We start from the raw sequence: 23,297 nt of genomic DNA, 5'->3' as shown, positions 1-23,297 counted from the left end.
TTGAAAGAAAAACAAGCAATGATAATACCACCGTATCTAAATCCCGGAGATAAAATTCGCATTGTTTCCCCTGCCGGAAAAGTGAAAGAAGAGTTCGTGCTTCCGGCTGTTGAGTGGCTTTTGGACAAAGGATACCGTGTTGAGTTGGGAAGGCATGTTTTCGATAGTCATTTTCAGTTTGCAGGTACGGACCAGCAGCGTCTGGAAGATTTACAGACAGCCCTCGACGATTCTGAAACTTCTGCAGTAATTTGTTCCCGTGGCGGTTACGGAACGGTGCGCATATTCAATAAGCTGGAATACGACGGGTTGTTCAGGCACCCGAAATGGCTTGTGGGGTTTAGTGATATTACCGTTTTGCACGCCGGCTTAAACCGCAATCGGATGGCTTCGGTGCACGGAGTTATGCCGCGTTACTTTTTAAATTCGGACGGGCTGCCCGGTGAAAGTCTGCAGTCGCTCATGCAAATATTGGCTGGCGGTGGGGCATCGTACGCTGTGCCTGCATCTGCCGGCAACAGGCAGGGACAGGCAACCGGAGAGCTGGTGGGAGGAAACCTTTCCATTATTTCGGGATTGCAGGGAACCGGTTACGAATTGAATACCGATGGCAAAATTTTGTTTCTGGAAGATATTAATGAATTTCTGTACCACGTTGACCGAATGATGCTGCAACTAAAACTGAGCGGTAAATTTGAAAAGATGGCGGGGCTTGTGCTTGGAAATTTTACCGACATGAAAGACAACGATTCGCCCTTCGGAAAAACAATTTCCGAGATAATTCTGGAAGCAGTGGCAGAGTACGATTTTCCGGTGTGCTTCGATTTTCCGGCAGGACATGAACAGAAAAATCTGGCGCTTGTTTTTGGTAAAAAGTGGGAGCTTAACGTAACCGGGCAGGAGTCGGTTTTTAAGTGCCCGGCAGATCAGTAGAAATTTTCAACGTTCAATTTGGTTTCAACAAAAGAAATAGGGGAATTAGGCGAAAGGTTTGCACAGGAATACGTTTTGCAACTGGGCTATAAAATTCTGGATATCAACTGGCATTTTGGCCACCTGGAGCTGGATATTATTGCGCAGGACGGAAAGCAGTTGGTAGTTGTGGAGGTGAAATCGCGAAACGGAATTCGGTATGAACACCCTTCAGAAGCCGTTACCACAGCAAAAATGAAACGAATTGTGGAAGCAACCGAGGCCTATATTTTAGAAAAAGACCTTCATTTTGAAACCCGTTTTGATGTGATTACCATTATTTTTTTCAAATCAGGCCACGAACTGGAACACTTTAAAGATGCTTTTTATCCAACCCTGTAAAACAACAACCTGAGTTTTTGCCGGGGATGGATTTTTAGTTGAGAAAACTATTTTTGTTCAGAAAAAATTTGGATTATGAATATTGAAGAACTGAGAGAATATTGCGTGGGGAAAAAGGGAGTAACCGAGAGTTTTCCGTTTGATGAAACTACGCTGGTTTTTAAAGTGGCCGGCAAAATGTTTTGCCTCACCGATTTGGAAGGAGATTTATTTGTGAATTTGAAAAACGAACCGGAGAAGAACCAGGAATTGCGGGAGCAATATCCTGCCATTAAGCCCGGATATCATATGAATAAACAACATTGGAATACGGTTTCAATTGATGATTCGGTTTCAGATGAAATGATTAAACAGCTAATTGACGATTCGTATAAATTAATTGTATCTAAATTGCCTAAGAAAATTAGGGAAGAACTTAATAATGTGTAAATTTTGAAGATTATGAGATTGTTTTTAACGTTACTTTTTCTGGCCGTACTAAATTGTTTTTCTGTTTCTGCAAACGATGGGGCAGGAGGTTTTACCCTTCGGAAAGTGGTGGCTCATTCGCCGGTTATTAGCCAGGGGAGTACCGGAACATGCTGGAGTTTTACGGCTACCAGTTTTCTGGAGTCGGAAATCATGCGAAAAGGATTTCCTGAAACCGACCTTTCGGAGATGTTTTTTGTATACCATACATACCTGAATAAAGCGGAGAAATACCTGCTTTACCACGGCAACAATAATTTTGGACAGGGTGGCCAGGCGCACGATGTAATGGATGTGTTGCGTGTGCATGGGATGGTTACCAATGATGCTTTTCCCGGAAAAATGGAAGACGGGCGTTTTCAGCACAGAGCGCTCGCGAAAACAATGCTTAATAAGGTTGAAAGGTTGAATGATAACCAGAATAAATTTGATGTTGAAGACGTAGAAAAGCTCAATTCTGTTCTGGAAAAACACCTGGGAAAATTGCCTAAAAAAGTGAAAACTGCGGACGGCCGGTTTTCTCCGGTTAAATACCGCGAAGAGTTCGATATTGATCCTGACGACTTTGTTGAGTTGACTTCCTACTCGCACCATCCCTTTTATCAGCCTTTTGTACTTGAAGTCCCGGATAACTGGTCGCACGCGTTGTACTACAATTTGCCCATCGACGAACTGGTGCAGGTAATGGTGAGCGCATTGGAAAACGATTATACGGTTTGCTGGGATGGCGATACCAGTGAAAAAACATTTATGCACAATAAGGGAATTGCCGATTTGCCCGAAAAACAGCAGGGTAAAGTAACCCAGAAACTGCGCCAAAAAACTTTTTATAACCGCACCACAACCGACGACCATTTAATGCACATTGTTGGCCTTTCGGAAGGCGAAAACGGGAAAACCGGTTTCTATACAAAAAACTCGTGGGGTGCCGAAAGTAACGAATTTGGCGGGTACCTAAATCTCACCGAAGATTATGTCCGCCTGAAAACAGTGGCCATAATGGTTCATAAAAACGCTATTCCCAGAAGAATCCGACAAAAATTAGATTTGTAAAATGAAAGAATTTGTTCTGGAATCAGAATATATTGAACTTGTTAAACTGCTTAAACTAATCAGAATTGCCGAAACCGGTGGTTATGCCAAAATGTTGGTGGAAAGCGGCGAAGTTTTTCTAAACGGAGTGCCTGAACTCAGGAAACGAGCAAAGTTAAGGCCGGGCGACGAAATTGAAGTTGAGGGAGAAGTTATTCGAATCGTGTAATCGGAGTTGTGTTTTTTTGAACCCTCTTTTCAGGAGACAGAATACTGTGCCAATTACTTTTCTTTTTCTAGGGCATTTGGGCTGCGCAACCTTTTTGAGGGAATTGCATCTTTTGTAAAAACTAAATTTGAAAAACAGGACTGTGGTATCAGCATGGAGTTTACATCGGGCGAGATGACTTTAGTTTCATGCTAATTCCATTTTTAGGCATTCAAAATTTAATCTGAAACAAATGAAAAAAACGATTGCTTCATGTTTGGTGGTGTTTGTAGTTATGCTTTTTTGTCTCCCTTTAAATGCGCAAGAAAATACAGAAGTATCTCCTGTTGGAAAAATAGGGGTTTATGTTTCTCCGTTTGGTAAAAACCTCGTGTATTGGCCTTCCGGTTTGGATGGAACCGGAGGATACGATAACGACGGCTCTTTTTCTGTTGGAGTGAATTACATTTACGGGATAAAAAGTTGGCTTGAGTTCGAAACAGGTCTGGAGTATTCCGTGCATCATACTATTTTTAATCCCCCGTTTATTGGAGAAGAATACAACAACTCTCCGCGCAAAGAAAAGATGAACCTGATTTCAGTCCCGCTTACTTTGAGAATTAATTTTTTGCGGTATTTTTTTGTGAATGGAGGCGGACTTCTTGACTTTGATGTTTCCGGTGCCAATTCGATTGACGACCACACCGGGATCGGATTTTTGATGGGGCTGGGGCTCAATTTTGATTTTGGTCCCGGCTTTTCAGTTTATGCCAATCCGTATTTCAAAGAACATTCGCTTATCTCTTTTTCTCCGGAGAAATACCATCAACGTACGTGGGACGAAGGAATAAGAGTAGGGCTGACTTATAAATTGGGAAGGCAGCAGAAATGAAATTTTTAGAAATTACAGAGAATGGAAAAGGATTACACTGAAGGGAAGACGTTTAAAAATGATGATTTTGAAAACAGTCACCCTTTAAAAGGGGAGTACGAGGATTGCCGGTTTCTAGACTGTGATTTTTCAAACGGCGACCTGTCTGATTGTATTTTTGTTGACTGCGAATTTTTGGGGTGTAACCTAAGTCTGGCCAAACTGACAACCACCACATTCAGGGATGCGAAATTTAAAGAGTGCAAAATGTTGGGATTGCGATTTGATGACTGCAATCCGTTTGGTTTGGCGTTCAGTTTTGAGGATTGTATTCTGAACCATTCTTCGTTATTTGGAATAAAAATTAAGAAAACAATTTTTAAGAATACCCAGTTGCAGGAAGTTGATTTTACTGCATCTGATTTGACTGGTTCGCTGTTTGATAATTGCGACCTGGCAAGAGCAACTTTTGAGCGCACTGTTATTGAAAAAGCGGATTTTCGTACCTCGTACAATTATTCCATTGATCCGGAAAATAACCGGGTTAGAAAAGCAAAATTCTCAGTGCGTGGTATCGCCGGCCTTTTAGAAAAGTACGATTTAAATATTGACACCTCTTTTTAACGCGAATAGTTTCCACAAAAAAACTCCACCCGTTTTTGGAGTGGAGTATTCTTAAAATCTTTAGCACAGAACTTTATTCGAATGCTTAGCTTAATCGTTTGAATCGATACTGTCGCGTCTTACGCTTTCTACCAGCAGGTTTTGCGTTGAAATTTCAATGGCTCTTTGCAACGTGTTATCCAGTTGCCTGATAATTGGGTAGTACCCTTCTTCGCCAATAATATTTCGAGCAATGTATGCTTTCAGTTGGGTTTTTATGACTTTTTCCGAAAGTTTTAATCCTTTTGCATCGCGCGGAATTCCTTTTTCTCGGGCGTAATTAACAAATTCGTTCAGAATATTCTGTTTGTCGAGGTACATGTCAAAATCGTCAGCTGTCTCAAGTTGAGAAAGCTTTTCGCGGTTTTTATCGGCATAAGCGTAGGCAAAGGTATAAATGAGCCCTTTCCGATAAATTTTGTCAAAATATTCTGAGTTCCCGGTTGTGTCCAGCGGAACAAAAATGTCAGGCATAATTCCTCCTCCTCCATAAACGGTTCGGCCTGCACTTGTCTGGTATTTCAGTGAATCGTTCAGGTGGATGCTGTCGGCAAACAATTGTTCCTGATGGCTGAAACGGGAATAAAGGTCGTGGTAATATTCGTCGTTGCCGTTTTCGTACGACTTTTGAATGCATCGTCCGCTGGGGGTATAAAACCGTGCAACCGTGAGCCGGAGCGCAGAGCCATCCATCAGCGGAATTTGTTCCTGTACCAGTCCTTTTCCAAACGAACGCCGGCCAATTACCAGTCCTCGGTCGTTGTCCTGCATGGCACCGGCAAAAATTTCACTGGCCGAGGCAGAAAATTCGTCAATCAGCACATATACTTTCAGTGCCTCCCAGGTGTTTCTTCCTGATGCATTGTAGGTTTTCCGGGGTTGGTTCAGCCCTTCGGTGTACAGAATAGGCTCGCCTTTTTTCAGAAACTCGTCTACAATTTGCAAAACACTGGAGAGCGAACCTCCGGGGTTTTGGCGCAAATCAACAATCAGCTTTTCTGCTCCCGATTGTTGAAGCTTTTGTACGCCTTGCATAAACTCGTCGTATGTGGTTTCAGCAAAGCGGGTGACTTTAATAAAACCTGTTTCATCGTTAATCATGTACGAAACATCCACGCTAATAAGTGGAATATCGTCGCGTGTAATCTCAAATTCCAGATTGTCTTTATAACCTTTTCTTACAACTCCTACTTTTACCGAAGAGTTTTTCTCTCCGCGCAGCAGTTTCAGTACCGTCGAATTTTGAACATCAACACCGGCAATAAGCGAATCATTAACAGTAACAATCCGGTCTCCGGGCAAAATACCGACTTTGCTCGACGGCCCTCCGGAAATCACTTCAATAACCCGTACGGTATCTTCCTGAATGGAAAACTGAACGCCGATTCCGGAAAAGTTTCCGCGCATTTCTTCCTGTACTTCCTGCATGTTTCGAGCCGGAATGTAAGCAGTGTGCGGGTCGAGATTTTCCAGCACCTCGGGAATGGTATTTTCAATAATTTCGTTCATGTCCACACTATCGACGTATCCGCTCTCGATAAGCCGAAGAATGGAGGTGAGCTTGTTGGGTTTTGAGTGCCCGATGGGGTTGAAAATCGGCTGGCTGTTTTGCTTTAATAAATTTCCGATTACAATTCCTGCCGCTACAGAAATCGCAACAAGAAGCGGAATTATAATGATGGTTTTTTTATTCATTTAATCGTCTTCTAATGTGTCCAGTTTCACTTGCTTAACCTCGATATCTGCTCTTTTCAATAAGTTTATTCCGTCTTCCAAACGATAACTTTCAGTAAAAATAACGCGTTTAATTCCAGCCTGAATAATGAGTTTCGAACATTCGAGGCAGGGAGAGGAAGTAACGTAGAGGGTTGAGCCTTCGCTGCTATTTCCCGATTTTGCAACTTTTGTTATCGCATTTGCTTCGGCATGAAGAACGTAGGGTTTTGTTTTATTGTCTTCGTCTTCACACACGTTTTCAAAACCCGACGGCGTTCCGTTGTAGCCGTCAGAAATTATCATTTTATCTTTTACGATTAACGCACCTACTTTTCTGCGTTGGCAGTATGAATTTTGTGCCCAAATCATTGCCATTTTTAGGTAGCGCTGATCCAGTAATTTTTGCTTTTGTTCGTTTTTCATTTTACTGATACTAAAATATTGGTCGTCCAATTATTTATTGGGTTACAAATGTAATACTCATTTTCTAAAAAATGTTCATTTTCAAGGATGAGGCGAAAGTTGAGCGCAAAAAAAAGCCGCATTAATGCGGCTTTCCAATAATTTTTTTAGAATTAATCTTTAATCAACAACCAAACATCCGAATACTCCGGATAAGTCTGGCGGACTTGTGCTACCCGGGTACGAGCGTCGCTCTCGTTTTGATACGAGTTTACGCATACACGGTAGTAACCTGTTTCACTATGTAAAATTATAGGGGTGAACCCTTTGTTTAAAAGTGTTTCGCGATAGTTTTTTGCGTTGCTAAGCTGGCTGAAAGATCCGATAATAACAAAAAAGTTATTGGATTCGTTTTTTACTTTGTCTTCCTGGTTGGTAAAAGAAACCTGTTCTTTACGCATGGCAACATGTTCGTTGCTTGCTGCCACAGGTTCTGGTTTTGCCTGCGGTTGCGGTTGTGCTTGCGTTTGAGTATCACTTGCAGGCACGGTAAACACTTTTGGCTGTGTTGCAGGATCGGTTGTATATGGCGATTGAGCCAATTCTTTTTTCGACTTACATGAGGCAAAAGCCAAACCTAAAACAATTGCAGCTAATATTATCCGCTTCATCTTTTCTAATTTTTAATCGTACTTAATTTCTAATTTTCTGGTGTACTTATCTGTTTATCAGATAAAACATTTTGTAAAAGCCTGAAAAATTCAGGTGTTTTTATTAAATGCTGTGGCAAATATATGTAAAACCAATGCTTTATCACCCGTTTTTAAGGGTAAGTTTTGCACAGCGCACTGTTTGCAACAGGGGGTGGTGGTTAATAATTTTTATCTTTTCGATGAAGCCCCTCCACCGCCAAAAAAGATCATGGCTCCAAACAGAAATCCGAAGTCGTACCAACCACCGGCATTAGGAAAAGCGTAAATTCTGTAGTCGGTAAAAAGGCTCGCGATAAAGCTGAAAAGGATGATAAACCCGTGAAGCAATCCTTTCCAAAATCCCGGAGGATTTAAATTCTGTTCAGGATTTTGTGTGGCGCAACCCGCAGCAAAAATCCAAACGGCAATAAAGAGCAAAAGGTAAATTGAACGTTTTTTGGTACTCATGAGACGAGATTTTAAAAGTTATCATCTAAATTAATTCAAAAATGGTTGAAAATGAAATTCTAAGAGGCAAAATAGAACGTGCATTTTATGCCGGATAACGAATGCGATTGTTATATTTGTGTGGAAAATAACTGGCAAGAACTAACGTAAAAGAGTAATTTCGGCAAAAAGTGTACCCCTGCAAAAAAAAGAGCATTTCTTTGAATTGGTTTTTTTAGAAAGTTAACCGGCTTTGGAATGCGAATATTCTTTGACTTTGACTGACAAAAAAGGAAGATTGCTTTTTTACTTTAAACTGAAAATTTTCTAATTTCAAACAGACACGCAAATGAGGAAGAAACGTTACGAGCTGATGAAAAAAGAGATGCCAATAATTCTGATTGTGGATGATGTTCCAAAGAATATTCAGGTTCTGGGAATTTTGTTGAGAAAATTTGAATGCGAGCTGGCTGTTGCCATGAGTGGAGAACAGGCGCTGAAAACAATAGCTAAAGTTAAGCCCGACTTGATTCTTCTTGATATTATGATGCCCGGGATGGATGGGCACGAGGTGTGCCGCAGGCTGAAGAAGAATGTAGAAACGAAAGATATTCCGGTTATTTTTCTTTCGGCAAAATCAGAAGCTGACGACATTATTACCGGGTTTGATCTCGGGGCTGTTGATTACATTACCAAACCATTTATTGGCAGCGAACTGATTGCGCGTGTTAAAACTCACCTCGCACTCAAAGAAATGAAGGAAAGCCTGGAAGAAGAAATAGGCACAAAAAATAAATTTTTTTCCATAATATCTCACGACCTGAGAGGAAGTTTCGGAATAATCCTGAGTTTTGTACAACTGTTGCAGAATAACAGAGACAGCCTTACCTCCGGGGAAACAAATGAATTGCTTGATGACATTGAAAGTACCACGAAAAATACAATGGGACTGCTCGAAAACCTGTTGGAGTGGGCCCGGTCGCAAACCGGAAAGATTGGTTTTAACCCGGTAAAACTGGAACTTGAAGATTTGGTTGATGAGACCATTCGCACATCGTCAGATATTGCAAGAACTAAAAACATCGCTTTGAGTTCCTCTACAGATGTGCAGGAAATTTATGCCGATAAGAATATGCTGCTGCTCATTTTGCGGAACCTTGTATCCAATGCAATAAAATTTACCCCCGGCGGAGGAACCGTTTCTGTGGGCTCAGAATTATCTGATGGTGCAGTAAAAATTTCCGTCGCAGATTCAGGGGTGGGAATGGATTCGAAAAAAATAAGCAAGCTTTTTAAAGTCGATAACCGGATAACTACTCCGGGAACCAATAACGAACAGGGGAACGGGCTCGGGCTTATTTTGTGTAAAGAGTTTGTTTCGTTTCACGGAGGAAAGATTGGGATAGATAGTGTCCCGGATAAAGGCACAACTGTTTGGTTTACGCTTCCGCTAAATGGAAAGTCCTTTTCAGAAAATTAGTTTTTGTGATGAAAAACTCAGGGGAAGAAAAACGTCAAAACAGAGAACCCCGGTTTGCCGGCAAATTTTACCCGGGAACAAAAGCAGCTTTATTTAAACAGTTATCAGAACTTTTTTTGCAGGCAGGATCGGACTCGGGTAGAGAAAACACTCGTGCCGTTATTGTCCCCCATGCCGGCTACATCTTTAGCGGCGAAGTGGTAGCTGCTGCTTATGCCCGGATTTCTTCACCTGCATCATTTAAGCGCGTTTTTGTGTTGGCTTCGAGCCATCAGTTTTTATTTGGAGGAGCGGCTGTTTTCGATTCCGGAAATTACGAAACTCCGCTGGGCGAAATCACAGTGGATAAAGAGGTTGCCCGGATGTTGCTGGAGAGCGGTGATGTTTTTTGCCGCAACCCGGAGGCGCATGAACAGGAACACAGTCTTGAGGTACAATTGCCGTTTCTTCAGTATCTTTTTGGGGATGGCTTGAAATTGGTTCCCATTGTTTTAGGAACAAACAATATTTCTGATTGCGAGAAAATTGCGAAAGCACTGGCTACCTGGTTTTGCAGCGAAAACCTGTTTGTTGTGAGCACCGACTTTTCGCATTATCCTCAATATAACGATGCCGTGGAAAATGACTTGCGAACAGCAGAGGCAATTTGCAGCAATAATCCGCTAAAGCTGTTAGAGGTTCTGGACGAAAATAGACGAAAAGAAATTGGCCATTTGGCAACGTCTCTTTGTGGCTGGACTTCAGTTCTTACATTGATGTATTTAACTCGTAATGAAAAGGTGCGCTACCAGAAAATTGCGTATAGAAACTCGGGAGATGCCGAAATGTATGGAGATAAAGATCGTGTAGTTGGGTATTGGTCGATTGGAGTTTGTGACGAAAAAGGTTCATTTAATATTTCGAAAGAAGATCAGAAAGAGCTACTCGAAAAGGCGCGGAATGCAATTTTTCGCTTTGTGAAAACCGGGAGGCGTGAAGTTTTGGAACTTTCTGGTGTTAACGGAGCTTTGGCTCAGCAGGCAGGAGTATTTGTAAGTGTTTATATAAGAAATGAATTGCGTGGATGTATCGGGAGTTTTGCCAAAAATGAAATACTGAATGATCTGGTGCAGCGAATGGCGGTTTCGGCAGCATGCGATTTTCGTTTTGAACAGATAGAGGCTGATGAGATAAATGATATGGAACTTGAAATTTCAGTGCTGTCTACCCTTAAGAAAATTGAAAGCATTGACGAAATTGAGCTTGGGAAACATGGCATTCTTATAAAACACGGAATACAATCGGGCACGTTTCTTCCGCAGGTTGCACAAAAAACCGGGTGGACTCTGGACGAGTTTCTCGGGCACTGCTCACGCGACAAGGCCGGGCTGGGCTGGAGCGGATGGAAAAAGGCAGATGTTTTTATTTACGAAGCATTTGTTTTCAGGGGGTAAATATTTCGTGCAAAACGCTCAGCGACCTGATTTCGCCCAGACTTTCAAAATGCAATTGATAATATTCCGTCAGTTTTGATGTAAGGTAAGCACGCATTTCCCGGGAAAGTTTTAGCAGGCCTAGATCCTGAATTTTTAGCGAAGAAAGCTCGCAGAGTTTTTCGGTTGCTTCTTTATGAAAGAAGAACGGATGAGGAGGTTCGTGTGGTGTTACTGCGCCTTTTCGCATGTCGAACCAGCCTTCGAATCCGGTTTTCTCGGTGTTGGGTAAAAAACCCAGATATTCCGTCAGCCTGAACAGAAACCACAAATGAAAGTTAGCGACTCCCTTTTCTGCCAGATCCAGAAACAGCAGCGAATTTTGTATAAACAGAAACAGCTCTGGTGCACTTTCCTGCTCCCTGAGGGTTTTTGTAAGTATTTCAGCAATAAAAAGTGCTTGTGCCGATTTGGTTACATCAAACGGAAGGTTTTGGTAAACAGGCTGGTTTTTAATCTCTTTAATTCGCTGCACCTCGCGCGAATCTTTTTGATAGGTAACAAGGCTGACCAGAAAAAGAGGCTGTAAAATTCCGGTTTTATTTTTCGACTTTTTGCCTCGTGTAATATTTACAAAGTATGCCTGACGGCCAAACTCCCGGGTGTACATGTTAACAATAACTGAGTTTTCGCCGTATTTTATGGATTGCAAAATTATTCCTTCGGTTGCTGCAAGCATGATTAGTGAATGAATAGAAGCTTTTCGATGTGCGTATTCTCGCCATATTTATCGGAACAGAAAATCAGGTAAACACCGGTTCTTACACGGTTTCCGTTAAGGTTTTTACCATCCCACACTGCCTGTCCGCCCAGCGAGGTGCCCTGGTGTACGAGGTTGCCGCTGATGTCAGTAATTTTAACGTCGGTGTCTTCCATCAATCCGGTTATGGTAACCGGTCCGTCCCAGGTTTCGCGCACTGGGTTAGGGTAAACATAAACGTCGGTAAATGCTTTTTTCCCGCTGATTGCTTCGCCTTGGTATGAGATGAGCCCTTCGCTGGTTCCGAAGAATACTTCACCGGTATTCTGGTTGATGGCAATATCGGTAATGTTGTTAGAAATCAGCGGGCTGTTTTCTGTGGTGAAATGCAGCACTTCTTTTTCTCCGCTTTTTGAAACCAGGTAAACGCCCGAGTTGCTTGTACCCAACCATTTGCGGTTGGCGCCGTCAACAGCAATTGCTGTTACAGTTTCGGATTCAAGGAGCGGGTGGTAGAGCCCGTCACCTAAATCGAGACTGGGCTGAGTTGCATAAAACGTTTCAGAATCCCAGATTCGGTGAGGATTATTGTATACCGCAACCCCCATTGACGTGCCCATCCAGATTGCACCGTCCAGATCTTCTGCAATCGAATAAATATCGTTCATGCGATTAAAAATTTCCTGTTGCCCGTTATTGAAGTACGAAGTTACCAACAGCCGTTTTTTTGCAGTTCCCGATTTATCAACAACATACGCGTCGTTTCCTCTTGGAACGACAACCCATTTGTCGTCGTTTTGCGTAACCAGTACTTCTCCGATGTTAAATCTATTGGCAACATCCGGCAGCGAAAAAGTCTCCCACTTTCCTTCGGGAGTGAGTTTTAACAAAACTTTGGCTACTTCAGAGTTTGTTATCCAAAGGTTACCTTCAGAGTCGAAATCCATTCCTCCAATTCTGACGTAAGGTTCGTCGGGTTCTTGTGGTAAAGCTGTTTCCAGCGGGCTGTTGTGGTTGGTGTACCTTTCAACAAAGGCGTCGTTTTTAAATTCAAGAAGACCTCCGCCCCAGCTGGCAACGTAGAAATGGTTTTCATCGGCTGGGTTTACCGCAATGGAAAGAATGTTGAAAAAGCCATCCAGTTCAGGAATTTCATTTTTTGTGAAATGTTGCCAGGTGTTGTTCCTGTACCGCTGAAAAGTAGGGCGCTCCCAGCTTCTTTGATTCCCGGGGGCAACCCACAAATCCGATTTGTTTTGAAGAAGAGAGTAGACTTTGTTATCCAAGGGGCCCGGGAGTTTTACGGCTTCAAATTTTCCTCCGGAAACTTTAATCAGCGAGTTCTTACTGTCGGCAATCCACACCGAACCGTCGTTAGTGATGCCAGCGCTTCTCGGGTTGATGGGGGAGATTAACTGATCACCAAGTTGATAGCTGTCTATTTTTGTTGCTACTCTATTGTTGTTGTCTACAACGAAAACTGCTTCCCTGCTTGCAATAACAAGAAATTGTCCGTTGCTTTGCATGTCAAAAGCATATCTGATTTGCGCGGGATGAGGTTCCCATACGTCTCCGTTTAGCATGTACATTTCGTCAGAGTACCACTGCTCGGGCGTATAATTGGCAATAATTTTACCTCCGTGGTTTACCAGCAGATTGAACTTTTCCGTGTTTCTCGGAATGTTTTCAATGGGTGACCAACTGTTGTAATCCAACAAATTTGAGTTGTTTTTGTCGGCTCGAAAGACTCCTGTGTTGGTGGCAGCATATAAATAATCTGCATCAGAATCAGTGTCGTTCACGTTCAAAAAAGCTCCGTTTTCACCAATAATGTAGGTGTCCTTTACTTCCATTTTTTGCAGGTTCAGTGCAACAATTCCAAAACTACAAGAGAGGTAGGCTTCGTTTTCATAAAAAGAGATGTTGTTGATGTTTTTTCCGGCAATTTGTTTCCGTTTGATATCCGGCAGGTTCTGAACTTTATTGTTGTAAACCAGGTCGATGTTGCAGTTGTTGTACGCAATTACCAACACATTATTTTCGTTGTTGTACGCAATGGTTTTTATCCCAAAATCAGAGAGTTGCATAGCTCCTGAGAATCTGTTAACGCTGTTGTCTTCCAAATCGTAGTACATGAGTCCGCCCGTGGTGGCGCAATAAACTTTTGTAGGGCTAACAGCAATTTTTGTGGCATCGGAAAACGAGAGGTAATCCTGCCAACTGCCTTTCTCTCGCTGCGAGAAAGAGGTTAGAGTCCAAAGTAACAGTGTAATTGTAAGTACAATTTTATGCATAATCGCCTTGTTGAATTCAGTAATTAAACGTTGCTCCTTTTTATTTATTTTAGCAGGTAATCCCTGTTGTATCCACAAAAAAAATGCGTTATAAAAAACCGGAACGAATTTTTATCTATTTCCCGGTAAAAGTAAAAAATTATACACTCATTGCTATTTTGTATTTTCTACTGATTTGTTGGGGCAGAAAACAGGAAAAGCAAACCAGAAAAATTGTTTAAGGGTATAAACTTACTTCAATGTCTTTAATTGTGAAACTGCATTTATTCAGGTTCCACAAATAAACGCTGATAATGTCTTCATCTTTTAAATCGTAAAAGTTTCTAAAATATGTAATCTCGTTCCATGTGTTTAGTCCTTCTATTTGTCGTTCTATTTTTGCTGCCTGCCAGTTTTTGCCATCTTTTTGGGAGATGTCGCTCACAATTAGTGCTCTGGGGTATGATTCTGAAAATACCTTGGCGGTAATTACCAATGTGCCTTTTTTTAGCTGAAGTTTTTGATTCTCGATTGTTGCAATCGGAAAGTATTCATCGCTTGGCTTGATGTGTGCCGCTTCTCCTTTTGATATTTTCTGTTCGTTATAAACAGCTTCCTTTTTTTCTTTGATTCCGTGATGAATTTCCGAAGCGTTTTTGCTTTCGCGACTGCCTGAAAACTGTATCGGTATAAATACGGCAAGCAGGAGTGTCACAGCGAGAGGAATTCCCCAAAATAATCCGGGAGGATAATTTCTGTTTTTCATAGAATGACCGACCAGAAACAGTACAATTAAAATGAATGCCAGGTTGGAAATATAATAAAGAATGAGAACCTTGTTGTTTTTATATTCAAACTTAACCGAGTGATTCCCCTTGGGCAGAAAGATGGTTCTGTAGTTGAAGTTCGACGTGTAAATGTGCGCCGGAGTATTGTCAATATATGCTTTCCATCCTTTGTAATTGGTTTGCAGCATGGTCAGAAAACAGTCGCTTTGCGTGGTTGTTTCTGCAATTACTTTATTGGGAGAAAAAGCTTTAATGGTAACCGTGTTGGTACTGTCTGTATTCGTTGCTTCTTTTGAAAGTAAATCGTAGTCATCGTCAGAAAGATAGAGCCATTTTGAACTTTTTTGCTTGTCTATTTTGTTGTCGTCGAACAGACTCAATGGCAAAATTGTATCGGAAAAATAGAACAGGTGGTTGTTTATTGTGGCTTCTTTCAGGTTGGGGTAGTCGTCGTCAAGTTTATTAAAAGAATCCAATTCGAATGACGAAAAAGCATCGAAAGAAATTTGTTTCGAGAAAATATAAGTGTTTCTCCAGAATGGAGCGAAAAAAGCACTCCGCTTGTCGTTGAAAATTATTTTGTCGTCAACCGGAACGGGAAAATATCTGGGAGAAAGAGCCAGGTCTTTCTTCATGTGCGATGGTTTGTGGCTGGTGTCAACTACCGAAACAGTCATGTTTAACTGTGCTGACGCCATCATGTCAAAAATTACCACCGCAACCATCAGGTGAAAAGGGAACTTGATTTGTTTTCGCCAAATTACAATTGCAAGAAAAATTCCGACAATGAAAAACTGCAAAATGGCTTGCAGCAGAACGGTTTGAGAAATAGTTGTTGTAGCTATAAATTCATTCCAGCTGTTTAGGCTGAGTATATTTCTAATTTCGGTAATTGAGGTTTTGCTGTATGAAAAAACAATGGCGAAAAGCAACACGCTCCACAGCAAAACTCCGGTAATCAGAATTTTATTTTTTTCTCGTTCAAAATTTTGCTGAACGAAAGAAAAATAATTGGCAGCCAGTAAAATAAATGCCAGTAATCCGAAAATGCTGATGTAGGCTGCGTATTTAAAAAGATTCATGAGCGGAACATGCAAGAACATAAATTCTCTGACCGGAAGCTCCCGGAAAGACGACGCGAATATTACCAGTCCCCATGCAAGAATCAGGTACTCGGGAGCAGTGTGTTTTTTTGTAAGCGAAAGACTGAAAAAAAGCAGGGGGATAAGCCCGAAATAGTGGTTTATCAAACTGGTGTCGATATCTCCAAAGTATTCGTGTTTTAATGTTGAAAATGGCAGCAGAAAAGAAGCCAGTGTTTTTAGGCTTTGTCCGTAATGACTTATTTTTTCCGGGCTTATTCCGTCGGAAAGCCGGTTAACCGAGCCAATTATTTCGAGGGTGGCTGCAATAAGCGGCAATAATAAAGTCAGAACCACGAAAAACAGGAACAGGTTTGATTTGATTGCTTTGAAAATTTTCTTCGGGTTTTTTTGTGCAATTTCTTTTGCAATAAAAAGAACAAGCAAAAGTACCAGCAGATAAAACAGTGCTATTGATAATGCCTGGTATGCTCCCGAAACCATCAGAAAAACGAAGACTGCTGTTTTCAGCGTTCGTTTGGTTCCTCCTTCCTGTAAAAGCTGAATATAGTTTTTTACAACAAAAGGAATCCACGCAGCTCCAACCAACAAAAAGAAATGCTGCCCGTGGCTGACTACATATCCGCTGAAGGCATAAGCAATTCCTGCCATTAATGAAGCCAGCCTGTTTCGATTAAAAAAGAAGGACAGTTGGTACATACCCAGAGCCGCGATAAAAAGGTATGCAATAAACAGCAGGTGCATGGTGTAAATTCCATAGCCGCCGAACAAGCTGATGAGCGGCAATTCAGGGTAATAAACTGGCGCCTGCAGGTCGGCAAAGAACGGTGTTCCGGTTTGCAGATACGGATTCCAGAATGGGAAATGCCCGGAGCGGAAGCATTCAGAGAAATAGAAACGAAAAGGAAAAACAACGTCGATTAAATCCCATTTCAGTGCATAAAAAAGCAACGAAACCTGCCAGTATCCAATAATGACAACAATGAGTATAAAAAGAAATGGCCGTTGCTTTTTTATGAAATCAGTCATTTTGTACTATTTATGAGTACGCAGGAGCTCCTCTGAAATTAAGGAGTCGGTTATCTGTCAGCTGTTTCCCTTTTTTTGCGTTTTTAAATATTCCACGAGTTTTTCTACTGCCCTTGCCCGATGGCTAATTTTGTTTTTTTCTGCCAAAGTCATTTCTGCAAATGTTTTTTTGTACCCGGTTGGCAGGAAAACGGGATCGTAACCAAATCCTGAATCACCGCGTTTTTCTTTGGTGATTTCACCTTCCACAATTCCTTCAAATTGTTTCTCTTCTCCGTTCTCTACCAGTGAAATTACAGTCCGGAATTGCGCTTTGCGATTGTCGATATTCTCTAGCTTTTTTAACAGCTTCTCCATGTTAGCCTGAGAATTTTTGGATTCTCCTGCATACCGTGCCGAATAAACTCCCGGCTCGCTGTTCAAGGCTTCAGTCTCTAATCCTGTGTCGTCGGCAAAACATGAATATCCGTATTTCTCAAACACGTAAAACGATTTTTGTCTTGCATTTCCTGAAATGGTTGGTTGTTCTTCGGGAATGTCTTCGTAACAACCGATATCTTTCAGACTGAGCAACTCGAACGTATTGCCAAGAATGGTTTGTAATTCTTCCAGTTTGTGTTGATTGTTTGTGGCAAAAACTAATTTCATATTTGATTCGTTTGTGGCAAAAGTAGACAAAAATTCCTTCCCTGTGCTTAGCTTTTTCAGTGGTCATTTTGTTTTCAAGTTGTTGTGCCGGTATAAAAGGGCGCCCTCAGCAGGGCAAAATTTTATGTGCATTTAACGCGAAACTTGTTTTTTCCGGGTGTCATACTCTTTATTCACAATTTATTGTGTATAATTATTTGTGCGAATACGTTAAATAGAATTTTGTATTTAATAACTTCGCATAACACAAAAGGAAGAATTATGCCGTATCGTCGATTGCCAACCACAGACAAAGCACGGCTTCGTGCAATGGATGCCGCTCTGAATGCTACTGAAGACCGCGACTCCGGGAAGCTGGCATTCTCAAAAAGTCAGTTGTTTGATCTCAAAAATATCAAATCGAATTTTGAAAATCACCTCAAACAATATGAGTTTGATTTAAAAACCGAATCAGAGAAAAGCGGCCAGTACAAATTTGCTTTTGAAAAAGCCCGCTTGTATGTTTCCCATTTTATTCAAGTGCTGTACATGAATATCGAACGGGAAGAATTAAAAGAGGATGTGCTGTCTTATTATGGCCTTTCTGATTTGGATGGAAAAATTCCGTTGTTGAATGCCGAGCAGGAGGTTTTGGAGTGGGGCAACCGGATAATTGACGGAGAGCAAAAGCGGATGCAACGCGGCGGAAGCCCTATTTATAACCCGTCTATTGCGCTGGTGAAAGTGAAGGTGGAAGATTTTCGGGAAGCTGCTATTTTTCAACAGAATCTGAAACGGAATACGTTGCGTTCGTACGAAAAAATGCAGCAGTTACGCAAAACTACCAATGATTTTATAAGTCAGTTGTGGACAGAAATTGAAGAAAATGTAGGTGATGGTTCGCCTGAACAGAAAAGGCAGCGTGCCCAGGAGTACGGTCTTGTGTATGTATTTCGCCGTAATGAAAAGAAGAAATTACGCGCGCAGGGAATGCAGGTAGACCTTCTTTTTGAGTTCAGTTAGCGTTGTAATTTATGCCACTGTTTTTCTTCGGGGAAAGTGTTTTTGACACATTCTTTTAGAAATGCCAGACAAAGGCCGGTTTTTATTCATTCGGTTGTTTCTTCGAGCTGCAATTCATTGTTGCGGTTTTCCCTTTTTATCAGAAACATTAACAGGAACACCAAGATGAGGCTGATAATGGCTGAGTAACGGCTTTCCGGAGTGGCACCAACTTCTTCTACGCCCGGGTTTAAAATGTTTTTATCGATTAAATACATAGCGACTACGGCAAAACCGTTGTTGAAAAAATGGGCAACAACAGGGAGCCACATCGAGCCGCTCCAAACCAGCAGGTATCCGAATAAAACTCCCAGCAACATGCGCGGCACAAATCCGTAAAACTGAATGTGTAGCGCGCTAAACAGAATTGCCGAAATCCAGATGCCCCAGTGATGGCTTTTAGTCCAGTTACAAAAAATGCGCTGAATCACCCCGCGAAACAGCAGCTCTTCGCCAATTGCCGGAAGCAAAGCAATCATAAACAGGTTGAAAAGCAAACCGCCAATGTTATCAACTTTTAAAAACGCCTCGGTAAGAACTGCGGCATTTTCTTCGGCATTTTTCATCCAGCTTTCCATTCCCGAAAGCCATCCGGGAAGCTGCATCTGCGCATTCCATTCTCCAATAAAGTTGATTAGCGGCAACGACGACAGCACCAAAATCATCACAAGAAAAATGGATTTCGAATTGGATTTCCTGTTCAGAAGAAGGTAGTCGGATATTTGGCCCTGAAAAAGCCACGCCAGAATTATCGGAGGAATAATAAACAAACCTATTGATTGTATTACCTGGAAATATTTAAGTACGTTAATGCCCGAAGAGTCGGTTAAATCATTAATATTCGGGATGTCGAGAATAGAGGACAAACCAAAAATTGGAATTGCCAACAGCATGGAGACTAGCATAAAAGCCAGAAAACTGACCAGAATGATAAACGCTGAAAACATCAATTGGGGAAACGGTTTCATCCCGCGAAAAGCAACAGGAGCCATAACTGAATTTTTACAACAAATATAGTTTTTCTAGTCCGGACTTTCTTATAAACTTTATAAATCAAAAATACCGGAGAAGTCGTCCCCGGTATTTGTATTCTGTTTTGTTTGCTGAAAGCCAGCAACAGTATTTTATAATTCTTTAATTTTCAAATTTTTCCATTTTACTCTGATGCCGCCTCCTGAATGGATTTGCAAAGCAATAGAACCTTTTCCTTCCCCAATTTTTTCGTCTTCAATGTCAACCATCTGCTGTCCGTTAAGCCATGTTGTAATGTGCCCGCCAACAGCGCGGATTTTCATTTTGTTCCATTCGCCCATTTTCAGAATGTTCTCTTTTTCGTCTGGAATCTGTACCAGCCAGCCCCGTCCGTATGATTCGTAAATACCGCCTGTGTCATGGTTTGGAGGAGCAACTTCTACCTGCCAGCCGCTTACTTTTGTGCCTTCGAAAGTAGAGCGGAAAAATACGCCGCTGTTTCCGTCGGCTTCCTGCAAAAACTCTACTTTGAGTTCAAAATCGTCATAAAATTTTTCTGTGGAAAGATATCCGTACTCTTCGTCGGGGCCGCTTTCGCATACTAAAAGCTCGTCTTCCACAAACCATTTTTCGGTTCCGTGAATTTTCCAGCCATCCAGGTTTTTGCCGTTAAATAACGATTTCCAGCCACCATTTCCGGCAGATACGGAGAAGCTGCCAAAAACTACCAGTAAAAAAAATATAAACTTGTTCATATTCAGATAAATATTAATGAAAAATTAGTTTCCTCCTCCCAGCTCTTTTTTCAACAGGGTTACGTTGTTTTGCAACCTTTTTATTGTTTCATCTTTTTCCTGCAACTGGCCTTTCAACGCATTGGTTTCTTCCCTTATTTTCTGAAGTTGCTGTTCCAGTTCGGCGCGTTGTTTTTCGGCTCTCCCTCTTTCTGTTTCCATTGCAGTTATTTGGTCGGTTAACGCGGTAATGCGAATGTTCCTGTCGCTGAGGGTAGAACTCTGGCCAGACAGTTCTTTGTCCATTTCTGCAATTCGTCTTTCGAGCGATTGGATTTTACTGTCCTTTTCTCCAAGGGTTTCCGAAAGCCGCTCACGTTCAAAACCAAAAGTAAAGTTTCGTTCCTGCAACGATTGTTTCTGCTCGTTCAGTTTTTCATTTAGGCCGGCAATTTCTTTGTTCAGATTATCAATGTATTGGTCTTTTACGGCATTGCTTTCCATCAGCTCGTTTTTCATGCTTTTAAAGTCGTCAATCATTGTCTGAATCCGTGCGGCACGCGCATTGTTTTCCGCAGTAAGTTGCCTCACCTGCTCCTCGGCACGCAGTCGTCCGTCCTGCATTTCCACAAATTTCTTTTTAGAAACACAAGAAGAAAAAATTACCAGTGAAAGAGAAAAAATGAATATGAATTGTTTTTTGACCATACTTTTTGATTTTGAGCAAATATAACAAATAATAAAACGGTATTGTAACGTTATTATTGAAGAGGTTCATATCATTTTACTACTTTTATTGCAAAATTTGAAAACAATGAACAAATATCTGATAATATTGCTGACTCTATTCTTTTCGTACAATGCTTTTTCTCAAACAGAAACAGGAATTGCACAAAGCATCAAAGGGAAAGTAATCAATGATTTAACAAACGAACCGGTGGCGTACACCAATATTGGAATTGAAGGCACTTTGTATGGCACAGCCAGCGATGCAGACGGAAATTTTGAGCTTAAAATTCCCGTGGAGATGGCTTCCGGACAAATATATTTTTCTGCGTTGAGTTTTAAAAACGATACGTTTCCGGTACAAAAGCTGTTCGAAAAAGAGTTTGTAGTTGTTAAACTTGAGCCCCAGTCGTACGATATTGGAGACGTTGATATTGAAGCTCAATCGAAGGTTTTGTTACGAATTTTAAGGATGGCTTCTGAGAATACTCCGTACAATTTCCTTGGAGGACCATTCAATCTGGTGTGTACCTACAAAAATGAAAAAGTAACCGACGACACGTTAAAAACAACGAAAAATGCCAAAGTTCTTATTTACGACAGAACCGGTTACAAACAGCCTTCGAAAACTGACGCATTTAAAATGCGAAAATATGAGATAACAAAAGATAAGCCCGATTACAGTTTCTCGTCTGGCATCACCAATTTTGATGAGCTGCTTGAACTCGACTGGGTTCGGTCTGCTACTTCTGTTTTGAATCCAGGTATTTTGTGGCGGTTGAATTTGGCGTTGGAAGATGAGCCGGAAATTGACGGCGCCTCATATTGGGTAATTGCATTTAGTCAGGATGAGCCTACTGTTGGCGGTTCTCAGGATTTTCATGCCACCTCTTTCGAAGGAAAAATTACCATTGCAAAAGATGATTATTCCGTTAAAAAAATTGAAGGAATGGCAACTTCTGACAAGCAGAACAGACAAGGGAAATCACTGGCAGTAGGAAATTTGAATACCCATTATTTTAAAGATGTTTCCTATAGTTTTGAAATGACCTATTCTAAACTAAAACCGGAATCATTTCAGCTAAATAAAACTTACCTGTTTAACGGGAAAAAAGTGGAGGAAGCGTCGCAATTGACGGTTGATCAGGTGCAGACAACCGGGATAAAAGAGATTGCCACAAGAGATTATTTTGTCGAATAATTTATTTTTCTCCTTTAAATAGTTCTTCTTCGGAAACCACTTTAACCGCCATGCTGTCGTTTAAGGTTTTGCTAATGGCGTTGTAGGGCGCAATAATTACCTCGTCGCCTGTTTCCAGTCCGTCAACAATTTCAATGCTTACATTGTCTTGAATTCCGGTTTTTACTTTCACCTGTTTTGCACGGCCGTCTTTGTGCAAAAAAACCACTTCGTTCCGCTTTTCATTTGCTTTTACTTCCTTGTCCGAATCAGTGGTTTCTTCTGTTTTGTCGTCTTTAAAAATGCGGGTTGTAACAGACGCGATGGGAACAGAAATTACATCCTCGCGGGTGTTGGTGCGAATATCTACCGTTGCCGACATGCCGGGTCTGAACGGATAAAGTTTTCTTGCCGTAGAATCGATTAAGTCTGCATACGAATCGTGCAATAGCAAAACTTTGACATCGAAATTGGTAACCTGGTCGGTTGTGGTTCCCGATACTTTTGCCGAATTTGCAATTTCGGTAACCACTCCTTTGAATTTTCTGTTGAGGTAAGCATCCACTTCGATGAGCGCGGTGTCGTTCAGCGAAACTTTTACAATGTCATTTTCATTTACTTCGGCCTGAACTTCCATTTTATCCAGGTCGGCAACTACCATCATTTCGGTTCCCACCATCATGCTGGTTCCCACAACTCTTTCTCCTTTTTCTACATTTAAAGAAGAAATGGTTCCTGTAATGGGCGCATAAATACGGGTTTTTGTAAGTTGTTCCTGCGCTTCTGCAACAGACGCCTCTGCGCTTTTTACCGAAAACCGGGCTGCCCGAACCTCGGCCTCCGCTACTTTAAAGGCTGCTTCGGCGGTTTCAAATTCGGAAACCGGAATGGTGTTGGTTTGGTAAAGTTGCTGAGCTCGTTTAAATGCCAGTTCTCGCTCAATTTGCTGCGCCTCGGCTTGCGCCTGCCTTGCTTTGGATGAATTGAGAGCTGCTTCGGCACGGTTTAGCGCAGAAATATATATGTCGGGTTTTATAACACACAGCGGGTCGCCTGCATTCACCTGATCTCCTTCTGCAACGTACAGCTCTATAATTTCTCCCGAAACGTCAGGACTAATTTTTACTTCGGTTTCGGGTTGTATTTTCCCGTTGGCATTAATGTATTCCGTTATTGTTTTGCTCTCCACTTTCTGCGTGGCAACACTAATGGCTAGTTCTTTCCCAATCCAGCCGGCTTTTTTCCCCACAACAAGCAGGGCAATAATAACTACCAGCAATACAATAGCTAGCGGCAGCATTCTGTTCTTTTTCATGTCAGGCAATTTTGCTTCATTGG

23 protein-coding genes are annotated in these 23,297 nt (G+C 41.6%); 11 read left to right on the top strand and 12 right to left on the bottom strand.

The genetic code is table 11. From position 1 onward, the window contains the following. The 7 genes from BUB08_RS11665 (at window position 1) to BUB08_RS11630 (ending at window position 4,517) form a co-directional block, all read left to right on the top strand. A complete protein-coding gene (locus BUB08_RS11665) occupies window positions 1-933 on the top strand; it encodes a S66 peptidase family protein (protein ID WP_083570731.1) in 933 nt (310 codons plus the stop codon). Window positions 934-951: 18 nt separating this feature from the next. After that, window positions 952-1,314: a YraN family protein gene (locus tag BUB08_RS11660; protein ID WP_073001962.1), complete on the top strand. Its 363-nt coding sequence runs from the start codon at window positions 952-954 to the stop codon at window positions 1,312-1,314. A gap of 75 nt (window positions 1,315-1,389) precedes the next feature. Continuing rightward, window positions 1,390-1,743 (top strand): MmcQ/YjbR family DNA-binding protein, encoded by a 354-nt coding sequence (locus tag BUB08_RS11655; protein WP_073001960.1) that lies wholly within the window; start codon window positions 1,390-1,392, stop codon window positions 1,741-1,743. Window positions 1,744-1,755: 12 nt separating this feature from the next. Then, window positions 1,756-2,835 carry a C1 family peptidase gene (locus tag BUB08_RS11650; protein ID WP_073001958.1) on the top strand — a complete coding sequence of 360 codons (1,080 nt, stop codon included), beginning with the start codon at window positions 1,756-1,758 and terminating at the stop codon, window positions 2,833-2,835. A 1-nt stretch (window position 2,836) separates the two neighbouring features. Beyond that, entirely contained in the window at window positions 2,837-3,043 is a 207-nt protein-coding gene (locus tag BUB08_RS11645; protein ID WP_073001956.1) for an RNA-binding S4 domain-containing protein, read from the top strand. A 232-nt stretch (window positions 3,044-3,275) separates the two neighbouring features. Further along, window positions 3,276-3,914, top strand: coding sequence for an outer membrane beta-barrel protein (locus tag BUB08_RS11635; protein WP_073001952.1), 639 nt, complete (start codon window positions 3,276-3,278; stop codon window positions 3,912-3,914). A 21-nt stretch (window positions 3,915-3,935) separates the two neighbouring features. Continuing rightward, window positions 3,936-4,517 (top strand): pentapeptide repeat-containing protein, encoded by a 582-nt coding sequence (locus BUB08_RS11630; RefSeq protein WP_073001950.1) that lies wholly within the window; start codon window positions 3,936-3,938, stop codon window positions 4,515-4,517. Between the two features lie 90 nt (window positions 4,518-4,607). Here BUB08_RS11630 and BUB08_RS11625 read toward each other — a convergent pair whose 3' ends face one another. From BUB08_RS11625 to BUB08_RS11610, 4 genes are all read right to left on the bottom strand, one after another. Continuing rightward, window positions 4,608-6,251 (bottom strand): S41 family peptidase, encoded by a 1,644-nt coding sequence (locus tag BUB08_RS11625; protein WP_073001948.1) that lies wholly within the window; start codon window positions 6,249-6,251, stop codon window positions 4,608-4,610. Then, complete coding sequence (locus BUB08_RS11620; RefSeq protein WP_073001946.1) at window positions 6,252-6,695, bottom strand: deoxycytidylate deaminase; 444 nt, start codon at window positions 6,693-6,695, stop codon at window positions 6,252-6,254. A 152-nt stretch (window positions 6,696-6,847) separates the two neighbouring features. Next, window positions 6,848-7,345: an SPOR domain-containing protein gene (locus tag BUB08_RS11615; RefSeq protein ID WP_073001944.1), complete on the bottom strand. Its 498-nt coding sequence runs from the start codon at window positions 7,343-7,345 to the stop codon at window positions 6,848-6,850. 210 nt (window positions 7,346-7,555) lie between these two features. Beyond that, on the bottom strand, window positions 7,556-7,834 hold the full coding sequence (locus BUB08_RS11610; protein ID WP_073001942.1) for a hypothetical protein: 279 nt from the start codon (window positions 7,832-7,834) through the stop codon (window positions 7,556-7,558). Between the two features lie 328 nt (window positions 7,835-8,162). Here BUB08_RS11610 and BUB08_RS11605 point away from each other — a divergent pair, with 328 nt between their 5' ends. Beyond that, window positions 8,163-9,293: a hybrid sensor histidine kinase/response regulator gene (locus tag BUB08_RS11605; protein WP_083570730.1), complete on the top strand. Its 1,131-nt coding sequence runs from the start codon at window positions 8,163-8,165 to the stop codon at window positions 9,291-9,293. Window positions 9,294-9,301: 8 nt separating this feature from the next. Then, window positions 9,302-10,726: an AmmeMemoRadiSam system protein B gene (gene amrB, locus BUB08_RS11600; RefSeq protein WP_073001940.1), complete on the top strand. Its 1,425-nt coding sequence runs from the start codon at window positions 9,302-9,304 to the stop codon at window positions 10,724-10,726. On the opposite strand, the gene recO is transcribed toward amrB, so the two are convergent. The 4 genes from recO to BUB08_RS11580 form a co-directional block, all read right to left on the bottom strand. Then, window positions 10,716-11,444 carry a DNA repair protein RecO gene (gene recO / locus BUB08_RS11595; protein WP_073001938.1) on the bottom strand — a complete coding sequence of 243 codons (729 nt, stop codon included), beginning with the start codon at window positions 11,442-11,444 and terminating at the stop codon, window positions 10,716-10,718. The genes amrB and recO overlap by 11 nt on opposite strands. Window positions 11,445-11,446: 2 nt before the next feature. Further along, window positions 11,447-13,759 carry a type IX secretion system anionic LPS delivery protein PorZ gene (gene porZ, locus BUB08_RS11590; protein WP_139249685.1) on the bottom strand — a complete coding sequence of 771 codons (2,313 nt, stop codon included), beginning with the start codon at window positions 13,757-13,759 and terminating at the stop codon, window positions 11,447-11,449. Between the two features lie 217 nt (window positions 13,760-13,976). Next, window positions 13,977-16,658 (bottom strand): glycosyltransferase family protein, encoded by a 2,682-nt coding sequence (locus BUB08_RS11585; protein WP_073001934.1) that lies wholly within the window; start codon window positions 16,656-16,658, stop codon window positions 13,977-13,979. Between the two features lie 57 nt (window positions 16,659-16,715). Next, on the bottom strand, window positions 16,716-17,306 hold the full coding sequence (locus BUB08_RS11580) for a non-canonical purine NTP diphosphatase (RefSeq protein ID WP_073001932.1): 591 nt from the start codon (window positions 17,304-17,306) through the stop codon (window positions 16,716-16,718). A 261-nt stretch (window positions 17,307-17,567) separates the two neighbouring features. Here BUB08_RS11580 and BUB08_RS11575 point away from each other — a divergent pair, with 261 nt between their 5' ends. Then, complete coding sequence (locus tag BUB08_RS11575; RefSeq protein WP_073002267.1) at window positions 17,568-18,308, top strand: hypothetical protein; 741 nt, start codon at window positions 17,568-17,570, stop codon at window positions 18,306-18,308. Window positions 18,309-18,394: 86 nt separating this feature from the next. On the opposite strand, the gene BUB08_RS11570 is transcribed toward BUB08_RS11575, so the two are convergent. From BUB08_RS11570 to BUB08_RS11560, 3 genes are all read right to left on the bottom strand, one after another. Further along, entirely contained in the window at window positions 18,395-19,339 is a 945-nt protein-coding gene (locus BUB08_RS11570) for a CPBP family intramembrane glutamic endopeptidase (RefSeq protein WP_073001930.1), read from the bottom strand. Between the two features lie 132 nt (window positions 19,340-19,471). Further along, entirely contained in the window at window positions 19,472-20,074 is a 603-nt protein-coding gene (locus tag BUB08_RS11565) for a 3-keto-disaccharide hydrolase (protein WP_083570728.1), read from the bottom strand. A 24-nt stretch (window positions 20,075-20,098) separates the two neighbouring features. Continuing rightward, a complete protein-coding gene (locus BUB08_RS11560; protein ID WP_073001928.1) occupies window positions 20,099-20,761 on the bottom strand; it encodes a GumC domain-containing protein in 663 nt (220 codons plus the stop codon). A gap of 106 nt (window positions 20,762-20,867) precedes the next feature. Here BUB08_RS11560 and BUB08_RS11555 point away from each other — a divergent pair, with 106 nt between their 5' ends. Continuing rightward, window positions 20,868-21,980 (top strand): carboxypeptidase-like regulatory domain-containing protein, encoded by a 1,113-nt coding sequence (locus tag BUB08_RS11555; RefSeq protein WP_073001926.1) that lies wholly within the window; start codon window positions 20,868-20,870, stop codon window positions 21,978-21,980. Between the two features lies 1 nt (window position 21,981). On the opposite strand, the gene BUB08_RS11550 is transcribed toward BUB08_RS11555, so the two are convergent. After that, entirely contained in the window at window positions 21,982-23,274 is a 1,293-nt protein-coding gene (locus BUB08_RS11550) for an efflux RND transporter periplasmic adaptor subunit (protein ID WP_073002265.1), read from the bottom strand. Window positions 23,275-23,297 lie beyond the last annotated feature (23 nt).

The organism is Mariniphaga anaerophila, assembly GCF_900129025.1.
Taxonomy (GTDB): Bacteria; Bacteroidota; Bacteroidia; order Bacteroidales; family Prolixibacteraceae; genus Mariniphaga; species Mariniphaga anaerophila.
Note: the sequence above shows the minus strand (reverse complement) of the source record. Positions and strands in the feature narration are given on the sequence as shown.